Raw genomic sequence first — 10178 nt, 5'->3', positions numbered from 1 at the left:
ATCGCATTTATTGGAAAGGTTCACATTATGAACGATTACAACAGTTTATTGACAGAGTACTTAACTCAGATAGAGATGAGTAAGTTAGTGATTGCAATATTTAACCAGCTGAAATATTGCCACTAAATATTTGACTACCCCCGATTCTTGGATCTTCATCTCCGCTATTGAAATCATCAGGAGTAGGGTTTAGCTTACTCTCTCCAGTAACTTCTTCAGGTTCAATGGGATCTGCCTCTTGACCTTTATCGATATCAAGAGAGAGAGGAGGTTCTTTGGCGTGAGAGAAATCGATAAGTGGATTGGCTTGGTCGGAAGTCATGAGTTGTTAAATTATACAGTCTTCTTTAGTGTTGAATTTATTTTGCTTGCAAACATCTTTCTTGAGAAATAAACCACGTATTATATAAAGATAAAAAACTATAGGACTCATATTTGATTTTTGAACAAAACTCAGTACACCTTTATTCCTTCTTCCCAGTCACCAGTCCCCAATCCCCAGTCCCTTACCTTTACGAGTGATTCAGAAATCAAATCGGATTGCTATATGACCTGATTTGATTATTGTTTTCTTTAATTATGAGTCTCACAGTCAAAATTAACATTTTTAGCGATATTCAAATATTTTCTTTTATTTAAGCCTACTATTACTGTTGAATACCCTGGCGAAACTCTCTAAGCGCTTCCAAGGGAGACGACAACAAAATACAACGATTGAGCAGGGATAAATCTAATTCTGGTAATAGCTCACTTTTAACAACTTTCTCATATTCTTGTTCTCGTAAGCAGTAAACTTCAATTGTGCCATCTTCCCAAAACCAAACTTCCGGGACTCCCATTAATTTGTACTTCTGTAACTTTATGGGACTACCGCTAGTAATCACTACTTCAATGCACAAGTCTGGTACAGGTTTGTCCGTTCCAAAGCAATAAGATAAATCTGCTTGATATTCCACTATCTCAGGAATAACCTGGCTAAAACTCCCAGTGGGGAAAAATTCAATGCCCTGTTCCAAGAAATACTGCCCCAAGAGCAAACCAGTCAAACACTTAATTGCCTCATGAGGCTTGCCAATACTCACAATTTCTAAGATTCCCTCACAATAAAACAACCGCACTCCTGCTACATTTTCAAAGCTAGCTTGAATCGCTTTAAACTGTTCCCAACTTAATCCACGTTTGAAGAAGTGTTGTTCTTCTGGGAAGTTAACAGCATTTTCTAACATTTGAGTCATAATATTTTTTACTCTCGCAGTTAGTACTCATGAAATTTATCTTATTTCCATCCTAAATCAAAACCAAATTATCCCGATGAATCACGGTTTCCACACCCGCATAGCCTAAAATTGCGGAAATCTCCCGCGAATGACAGCCGCGAATCTTTTGCAATTCATCGCTGTTGTAATTTACAAGTCCTCTAGCAATTTCGTTACCGTTGGTATCACACAATTGCACTGCGTCCTGTGTGCGAAACTCTCCTTCTACTAACTTAATTCCAGCTGCTAATAAGGATTTTCCTGCTAGAGAAATTGCCGCGATCGCACCTTCATCTAAATACAATTTACCCGCAGGTAAAAGTCCATAAGCTATCCAACGTTTACGCGCCGAAGTTGGTTCAGGTTGCGGTTCAAAATGCGTCCCAATCAGTTCACCTTGGATAATTTTTTCGATATTCTGGGGAAATCGCCCTTGGGTAATTACGGTACGAACTCCAGCAGCGATCGCAATTCTCGCAGCCGAAATTTTTGTCACCATACCGCCAGTACCCCACTGAGAACCTTGAGAACCTGTTTGTATTTGTAATTGAGCTAATTCCTTAATGCTACTCACTAAAGCGATCGGCCGCGCATCTGGTACGGAACGCGGATCGGCTGAGTACAATCTATCGACATCGGTAAGCAAAAATAGCCAATCTGCTTCTACTAGGCTGGCGACTAATGCCGAAAGGGTGTCATTATCACCAAATTTCAGTTCGTCTATGGCTACGGTATCATTTTCATTGACTATAGGGATCACTCCCAGCGCTAATAGTTCCTGAAAAGTGTTGTAGGCGTTGAGATAGCGGCTGCGCTGTACTAAGTCGCTGCGAGTGAGTAATACTTGAGCGATCGCCTGTTGCAAGGTAGTAAATAAATCATCATATATCCGAATTAACCTGCCTTGTCCAACTGCTGCTACAGCCTGTTTTAGTGCGATCGCTTTGGGACGTTCAGTTAAGCCCAACCGCGCACAACCCACTCCCACAGCCCCAGAAGAAACCAAAATCACTCGGTGTCCTTGGCGTCTTAAATAACAGAGTGTTTCCGCCAAGGTAGCAATGGTAGAAAGTGCTAATTGTCCCGTTTCTGGTTGGGTTAGGCTCGAAGTGCCGATTTTGACAACAATTGTTAATGACATCTAAAAAGTGAGGAGTTAAGAGTGAGGAGTTAGGAGCTGAATTTAATTCATAACTCATAACTTCTAACTCCTAACTAAATTTGTAAAGCGCCAATCCCTCTATAGTGAAGGCTGACGCTTTACGGGTTTATATTTATTTTGTATGCTGTAGGGTCTTTTTTGGCTGACCCTATGTTATTAATACTTATGATCCCCGATTTTTGGATTCCAGTAAGATTCTTTAACCATTTCTTTAGATTTACTTTCCTGATGATTTGTCAAGTTTTGTGAATCTTGCTTTTCTTGGGGGTAATAGAAGCTCCCAGTATTTCAGATATCCAAACTTCAAAGTTGCGGACAGGATGAGAACGCAGGGCTGTGTCTGCATGGACAATCGGTTCAACTAGAATGGTAAACATCCCCAAGCGATTACCTGCAATGACATCCGTAAATAAGCGATCGCCTACCATCCCCACTTGATGAACTGGTAGATCCATTCCCCTAAGTGCTGCTCTAATTTTGCGTCGGGAGGGCTTGGCTGCACCTAAGTAGTAAGGTAGGTTGAGCGATCGCGCAATTCCACCAATTCGCGCTTCACTCAGGTTGTTACTCACTAAACACAATGCAGTACAGGTGCGAATTTGCTTTACCCAATCTTGTAGTTCTGGGGAAGCCAGCCCTACTCTAAAGGGTACTAAAGTTTCATCTACATCCAATACCAGCCCTTTAAGCCCGTATTTTTGGATAATATCTGGTGTTAGGTTCAACACTGAACCTTCTAAAATCAAGTCAGGCTGTAAAAAATTGTTCCAGGCCATAGTCAACAGTCAAATTTAAGTAGCTCTAGACAAATGAGCATAACCCAATATAGTTTAGTTAGTCGAACTCGATTCTGGTATCTCTCCCTGAACACTTTGAGATAAAATCCCTAAAATCTTATCGATCTCTTTAATGTAATAATTATTCAAATCAATAAATATATCGTTTTCTTCTAACTTCAAAAACTTCCAAATATCCCCCGTTGTTACCGCGCCATAAATTTTCCTAATATCATTTCCTTCTCGTTGATTAAACAATTGTGCTGCCAACATTGTCGCCCCACATTGACCTAATCCACCTTTAATATTTTCATTTTTCGCTTCAATAATAACCACCACAGGCACATTAATTGTTAATTGCTCTTTAGCACGGCTGATAATAAAATCACAATAGCCATTTAGACCTTTTTCGGCATCTACATTAAAATCTGTTCCCGAAAACAAACTAATTGGATAATTAGCCCTGCGTCTTACCTCCAACAAAATTGGAGTGATAATCATTTCTGAACGAGCTTTTTCAGTATTAATTGCTAAAGCCAGTTCTGCCGTTTCTTCTAAAGAATTTATGAGTTTCTCGCTTGGCTGTAAAGGTTCTATGTCGGCACATAAATCAGTTTCTTCATCAATGTGGATGCTGAATGACTTTTTAAATTTACTTAGTGTAAAGTCGCTATAAGCCATTTTCAGCACCTCATCCCAATTTTGGATTTTGCGGAAAGTTGTAAGGAGGGTTTCCCTCGGTAGCAAACTTTTCAAGACGGATAATGGAATTGAAAATCTTTACCAACTAAAATGCTTTTTTCGGGATTTTAAACAATACTATAGCCTTTCTTAATCATACAAGATACATCATAGCCCCCTCCTCGCTTGCGGGGAGGGGGTTGGGGGTGGGGTTCTTGTACCTCATTCAACCGAGAACTGCTATAATTGTCCCAGTTTAATGTCAATATTTCACTGTTTCCACATTTCATGAGACATGGTAAAAGGTTTAGCTAGATTTTGATTACAATGAAAACTTTCAATTAAAAAATTCAAAATGAAAATATTACATTTTGAATTTTTAATCTTATTCCACTTCATTAAAAAGATGTTCTTCTAACAGAGGTTGCACTTTGCGAAACTCCTCTGGAGAAAGTAATTCAGGTTCACCTGTTTTTGTTATTCGTGCAAAAAACAACAGGGGATCGAGGGGTGTATAAATTGCATACTCCTGATCTTCATCATAGAAGCTAGCGAGTAGCTGTAATTGCTCTGGATCTAAATCCGCTTCTTCGTCCTCGATTTCTAAGGTGAAGAGTTCTGATTCTTCAACGGGCGGTAAATCACCTGCAACAGTCAGAGCATAAGCTGTATTCTTCAATATCAGGTTCTGCTCAGATAGTACAGCTTGGGCAGTGGCAAAAATTTGCTCAATAATGCTGTCATCTTCTACCAGAACCGCTTCTTCTTCCTCACCGTCACCTTCCCAAGAAAAAATTTCTACAGGTGAGTCTACAGGAAGGAGTAAAACGTATTCTTGCTCATCGACTTCGAGGGAATGCTCTATGTAACATTCGAGCGATCGCCCTTTGTCATCGGTTAAAGTGATGGAACCCGCATGAGCGTTATCATTTTCTTCAGGAAATGGAGGGGAAAACATAGCCGAAATGTAGAAATTTAATAAATACCAACAAGTTTTAAAATCGCTTAACTATTTAATGACATCTTATGTCAACTAAATAACTTTATACGTAGATGCAACTGCTGGCTAATCGTTTTCAGAATATCATGTTAAAAGGTATCAATATTCAATAGCCGCAACTGAACTGTGGGAGGTAGCACGCTTAACATCCAACCATTGTTGTAAAATCAAAGCGGCTGCCTTGCGGTCAATCAAACCTTTATGGCGTGACGGGGAGCGGTTCTCAGCTATCAGCAGTTGTTCTGCTTGAAATGAAGTTAATCGCTCATCCATATATTCCACAGGCAGTTTCAGTGCTTTAGCAAGTCTTGTAGTAAATTTTTGAACTTGACGCGCTTGAAATCCTAGTGAGCCATCCATTGAATAAGGTAAGCCCATCACCAGGATTTGCACCTCGCGTTCATTAACTATTTGCCGAATTTGTTCGACATCCTGCTCAAAAGATGTGCGCTCAATTGTGGTAATCCCGGTGGCAATTAAACCCGTGCGATCGCACCCAGCGACACCAATGCGTTTGCGACCAAAATCTAGTCCTAACGCTGAAATAAAAGGTTTTGGTTGCTGTTGGGATATCACAATTAATTCTCCTGGGGTGCATCTGCTGATTCAGAAATCGCTGATGCTTCCATGCTAGGATTTTTTACCGAAAAGTTAATCGGTTCTGACAAGCTTTGCAGTGGTTTATCTGACGATGGCAGTTGTCCTGGTTGTATCCATGACATCCCACCTGGTATAGGTTTACGTGCCGGTTGTAAACCTTGCAGCATATCAGTCCACTGAATTCCTTCTAAGGAGACGAATTTAGACTCCCGTAGCTTGTGCCATACAGAGCGAGACATAACTAATGTATGTTCTACGCGTTTTGCCCCAATTCGCTCCAAATATTCTTCTCGCTCTGCCTGATAGTCTGAGGAGGCGAGTTGTAACCCTTGTTGAGGAAAATCTTGGGCAATACGAGCCAGTTGAGATAGTAATTCTGGGTACAGCCAAGTATAAGCAGGATGGACTGTCAGCGTTGCAACGTGCGGAACTTCACCCTTACGGTCAAGTTGTACCTGAAAATAGCCGATCGCAGCTTTGCGTTGCGGTTCAAATACGTAACCACTCACTACTTCTGTTTTGCTCACCCATTGCATTACTGCATCAGTTAAAGCACTAAACAAGCTGGTTTTAAAGTCGCGGGTATTACGGTCAAAAACCTGACGGACTAAAGGCGGCATCGATGCCGTATCTAGTTGATATAGCAACTGGGCATCAGCATTACTTACTGGCAAAAGGTTGGGTAAGTCTGGCTCTGCTTGCGCTAATTCAGCCAGTAATTCTGGCCCAATTTCCCAGTATGTCATTTCTGCCAGACGCTGGAATCCATTTTGTCGATATAGTGCCAGCGCCTCTATGTCATTGATATTAACTTCCAGTAACCAAGTCCGAGCTTCCAGAATCGATTCAAAGCAATGACGCAAAAGTTGTGAGCCAGTTCCTTGTTTATCGACACCACGCTCTAATAGGACTCGATCAATGCGCCAAGTGCTGCGTGTCCGGTTAAAGGGTGACACTTGAATCATCCCTAAAAGGATCCGTCCTTGCTCTGCTATGTAGGCACAGAGGCGATACTGTAGCGGGTTAGGAAACCAACTCAAAAATTTGAGTAATCCATACCAGCGACGCAGCATGAGCATCTGGCTGATGGCAAAACCTGCTCCCTTGGGAGTGAGGGCTGAGAATGACTCTTGAGTTATGCGCTCAATTCCGTCCAAATCCCGGTATTGGACTGGTCGGATAACAACGCTGAGGTTTCTGGGAAGTAATGAAGTCATTTTTATTCGAGCCGCTATTTAGCCTTAACTAACTGCTCTTCAAAGGAACTGCTGCAATAATATTAACATTAACTGCTTTTTGCCCCTTACTATTGCGCCAAAAGGGTGATTTTAATAACTTAATACTTAAAAAAGCAGAAAGAGCAGACCTTGCGAGAACACCATTGGCATTAACCCAACAACATCTGCCTTATATTTTATTGGAATTTTGATTAAAATTTGTATATATTTTATAGCCCTTGTCGAGAAACTAGCTTTTCAAAGTTGGCTTGGGTTTGATGGAGTAATTGCTGGCGACTATCTACCAGTGTTTGCTTCAGGGTTGGAACAAGATTGCGAGCTTGCAGAGTCATGTGAAGTTGCAGGTTGGCGACGTATTCACTGAAATCTTGATTCATTTCATCTGCGCTTGCATTCGTTAATAAATTTGATTCCCTTGCCACTGTGTTCTCCTGTGTTAATCCTGTGCTGTCTCTCTTCATGACCAAAAAGTATCACGTTATTTTGACTAACTTCTTAATTTGCAATGAAGTTTAACGCTTCTTAGGGATAGGGATAGCGATCGCAGTAGGGTTTTCTTTGCCCCTTAAAATCTCAAACCAACACCACCTTGTACAGAGATAGCTGTACCACCACTATCACGGTAGGCATCAAAAGCAATGATGGCATTGCCAAAAAGCACAGTATTGCTATTTGGGATCATATAATCAATGCCCGGTTGTAAAGCAAAACTAATTTTGTCGCCTACAGGAGAAGATCCACCACCACCAGCCAACACTAACCCAGCACCCAGGTAAGCATCAGCTTGCCAGTTAAGGGGAAAATCGTAAGAAACCGTTGGTACAATTGCCGTATTATTACCAACTAACACTTGGGCACGCAGTGAAATCGGTGCTTCCAAAAGCTTATAGCGGCCGGCTATAACCCCCCCCAATTGGATACCGTCAGTAAAACCAAGAGTGGGGCCTATACCGATATAACTGCCGTATGCTACTTGAGCTTGTGCTGGTTTAGCACTTGCCAGACTCAAAACCAAGCCAGCCCCCAAAACTGAAACCAAACATGGAATATATTTCATAACCAATTCCTCACACCAATATGTCATTTGTCATTTGTCATTGGGCATGGGGCATTGGGCATTAGGTATTGGTTATTCACCTTGTCTTCCTCATCTTCCCCTGCGCCCCCTGCTCCCTCTGCCTTTCCCCTCCCCCTGCTCCGTGCCCCCTGCCCCTCTGCTCCCCTTCCCATTCTACGGGCAACTAGAATGAATGCCTCCTTGAGTACAAATGTATGCTATTTGCTTGGGATCTAAATTTTTGGCTTTAGAAAAATCAACCCCTTGGACTACGGCAGATACTGAGCCTAAATCTGGGGTTTCTACAAATTGATCTGCTGGATCTTGTTTACTAGGGGCGAGAATTGCTCCCTTAAAATCTGCTCCAGCAACATTTGCCCCCCGTAAATCTGCAAGACTCAGGTCGGCATTTTGCAAGTTAGCGTTTTCCATCTGGGCAGAACGCAAAACAGCGCCAGCTAGACGAGTGGCGCGAAGGTTAGCATTGCTGAGATTAGCACGATCCAAATAGGCTCCTGATAAATCTGCCCCTTGCCAATCAGTGTTAGTTAAATTGGCAAAGGATAATTGCGTTCCGATGGCAGTGGCGCGACCTAAACGGGCAGCGTACAGATTGGCTTCGTTCAATTTAGCGTCGCCTAAATCGGCTCCAGTCAAGCTGGCTTTTTCCAAAAGTGCGTTTCGCAGATCGGCTCCTACTAGTTGGGCGCTGTTGAGTTTAGCCTCATATAGACGTGCGTTGGATAAATTGGCTCTGTTAAGAGTAGCACGGCTCAAATCGGTACGGTTCATCAAGACGCGACTGAGATTAGCATCAGTAAGATTGGCTTGCTGCAACTGAGCTTGGCTTAAATCAGCCATTACATCGTCGTAGGTATCCCAACGTCCATCTTCACCCACATCTCGAAAGCGGCTACCTTTAAAGCTGGCTTGGTTAAGATTTGCAGATTTAAACTTAACTCCTGACAAATCAAGGTTGTCTAGTACCAGGTTGAAGAAGGAACTTCCTGGAATCCCGCTTTGACCTAATTGGGTGCTACTAAGGTCAACGCCCTCGATTTTACCGCTATAAACAGAGAGAATCTTGTTAAGCGTTCGCTGGTTTCTTTGTAACCGCCCTTGCCGTAATTCTCGTTCTTGAGTTGCAGTACTACCCACAGCCTCTAGTTCGCTAACCAAAAACTGATTCTTATTTTTTAATTCCGGGATGGCTTTGGGGCCGACAGTTGTTAAAGCTTGTTGAATCGTATCCAAAAGGCTGGGGTTGGTTTCGCTAACCAAAAGATCCGCTAGAAATTTAGCGGACTGTGGGTCATTAATGCCACCCATAGCCAGAATTGTACTTTGGCGTTGCTCATTAGTCGCTCCAGAGTTGGAATTCCATTGGTTGCTAAGTTCAAGGAACTGTTCCCTGTTGATTTCCTCGGTTGCTCGCTGGGATTGTTGAATTTGGATATAAACTTGAGTACCGATTAAAGTTGCCAATACAGCAGTCATACTTGTAAGCCCTACCCCAAACAAAGTCAGATTAGGATTTTGCTGTATCCGTCGCCAGATATTGGGCGACTGATTAGTTTGGGCTGCCGCTAATTCTTCTCCCTCCTGCCATTCTTCTGCTTCATCATTACCATCAGCAGACTGAGCTTGTTTGTTATTAGCTAAGAGTGAGGATGGCAAGGGGCGAGTCGCATCTATTGTATAAGTGCCTGCAAGTTGATCGTGCAATGCGCGACGGCCCCGGCGTGACGGTAAGCCTATCCCTTCACCCACAATCATTAACAAAGATAAAAATGTGAATAATCCTAAATTAGGAAAAGCAAAGCTGTAGCGCCACAGCAGATAGGCGATGGAAACGGGTACAGTCCAACGCCCAACTCCTTCTCTAATCACGACTGCCCCTAAACCAGGTGATCTTCCTTGCTCGTTGACAACCCGCACTTTTAACCAACGTTTAGGAATTGTGCTACCAGTCTTAGCCAGTAAATACAATTGCCACCATGAGAGAGTTACAGGTGCTAACAGGGCGATTGTCCACAAAATATTAGTCGGCCATGCCACGTTACGGATGCCATAACTAACAGGTAGAGCCAGGGGTCTAGCGATCGCTCTTTCTGTAACTACCAGCACGGGGTTAAGGGGCACTCGGTCAAAATCGCTTCTAGAATTGGCATAAACACCAATGCCGAAGGGAATCAACCCACTTGTAACCACTAGTGTAATTTCAGCCGCCCAAGCAGCAAACCGCCTGCTTGCTAGTAGCAACGAATTGGCTCTTTCTGGTTGTTTAGACTGCCCAGATTGATTACTTCTTTTGACAATTGGTGTCGTCATCGCATAATTTCCTTTGACATTATTTATACGCCGCGATCGGCACAGTTAAAATAGACTAAGCTAATTGGCAAAAAGAA

General features: G+C 42.5%; 11 protein-coding genes. All 11 read right to left on the bottom strand.

Translation table 11 applies throughout. From position 1 onward, the window contains the following. Window positions 1-100: 100 nt before the first annotated feature. Window positions 101-322 carry a hypothetical protein gene (locus tag VE944_RS19710; protein ID WP_324980619.1) on the bottom strand — a complete coding sequence of 74 codons (222 nt, stop codon included), beginning with the start codon at window positions 320-322 and terminating at the stop codon, window positions 101-103. A gap of 325 nt (window positions 323-647) precedes the next feature. After that, complete coding sequence (locus VE944_RS19705) at window positions 648-1235, bottom strand: Uma2 family endonuclease (RefSeq protein WP_324980617.1); 588 nt, start codon at window positions 1233-1235, stop codon at window positions 648-650. Between the two features lie 52 nt (window positions 1236-1287). Next, complete coding sequence (gene proB, locus VE944_RS19700; RefSeq protein WP_324980615.1) at window positions 1288-2397, bottom strand: glutamate 5-kinase; 1110 nt, start codon at window positions 2395-2397, stop codon at window positions 1288-1290. A 257-nt stretch (window positions 2398-2654) separates the two neighbouring features. Further along, window positions 2655-3194: a YqeG family HAD IIIA-type phosphatase gene (locus VE944_RS19695; protein WP_324980612.1), complete on the bottom strand. Its 540-nt coding sequence runs from the start codon at window positions 3192-3194 to the stop codon at window positions 2655-2657. A gap of 54 nt (window positions 3195-3248) precedes the next feature. Next, complete coding sequence (locus tag VE944_RS19690; RefSeq protein ID WP_324980609.1) at window positions 3249-3875, bottom strand: hypothetical protein; 627 nt, start codon at window positions 3873-3875, stop codon at window positions 3249-3251. A gap of 385 nt (window positions 3876-4260) precedes the next feature. Further along, window positions 4261-4833: a DUF3727 domain-containing protein gene (locus VE944_RS19685; protein WP_324980607.1), complete on the bottom strand. Its 573-nt coding sequence runs from the start codon at window positions 4831-4833 to the stop codon at window positions 4261-4263. Window positions 4834-4974: 141 nt separating this feature from the next. Beyond that, window positions 4975-5451: a Holliday junction resolvase RuvX gene (ruvX, locus tag VE944_RS19680; RefSeq protein WP_324980604.1), complete on the bottom strand. Its 477-nt coding sequence runs from the start codon at window positions 5449-5451 to the stop codon at window positions 4975-4977. A gap of 2 nt (window positions 5452-5453) precedes the next feature. Then, window positions 5454-6692: a GNAT family N-acetyltransferase gene (locus VE944_RS19675; protein WP_324980601.1), complete on the bottom strand. Its 1239-nt coding sequence runs from the start codon at window positions 6690-6692 to the stop codon at window positions 5454-5456. A 230-nt stretch (window positions 6693-6922) separates the two neighbouring features. After that, entirely contained in the window at window positions 6923-7135 is a 213-nt protein-coding gene (locus VE944_RS19670) for a hypothetical protein (RefSeq protein ID WP_324980624.1), read from the bottom strand. A gap of 143 nt (window positions 7136-7278) precedes the next feature. After that, the gene (locus tag VE944_RS19665) at window positions 7279-7770 is read right to left on the bottom strand and encodes a hypothetical protein (protein WP_324980598.1); all 492 of its coding nucleotides are present in this window, start codon (window positions 7768-7770) and stop codon (window positions 7279-7281) included. A 174-nt stretch (window positions 7771-7944) separates the two neighbouring features. Next, window positions 7945-10101, bottom strand: a complete 2157-nt coding sequence (locus tag VE944_RS19660) for a pentapeptide repeat-containing protein (RefSeq protein WP_324980595.1) — start codon at window positions 10099-10101, stop codon at window positions 7945-7947. Window positions 10102-10178: the final 77 nt, after the last annotated feature.

It is taken from the genome of Nostoc sp., assembly GCF_035638895.1.
Lineage (GTDB): Bacteria > Cyanobacteriota > Cyanobacteriia > Cyanobacteriales > Nostocaceae > Nostoc.
This window is presented reverse-complemented; position numbering and strand designations above follow the sequence as displayed.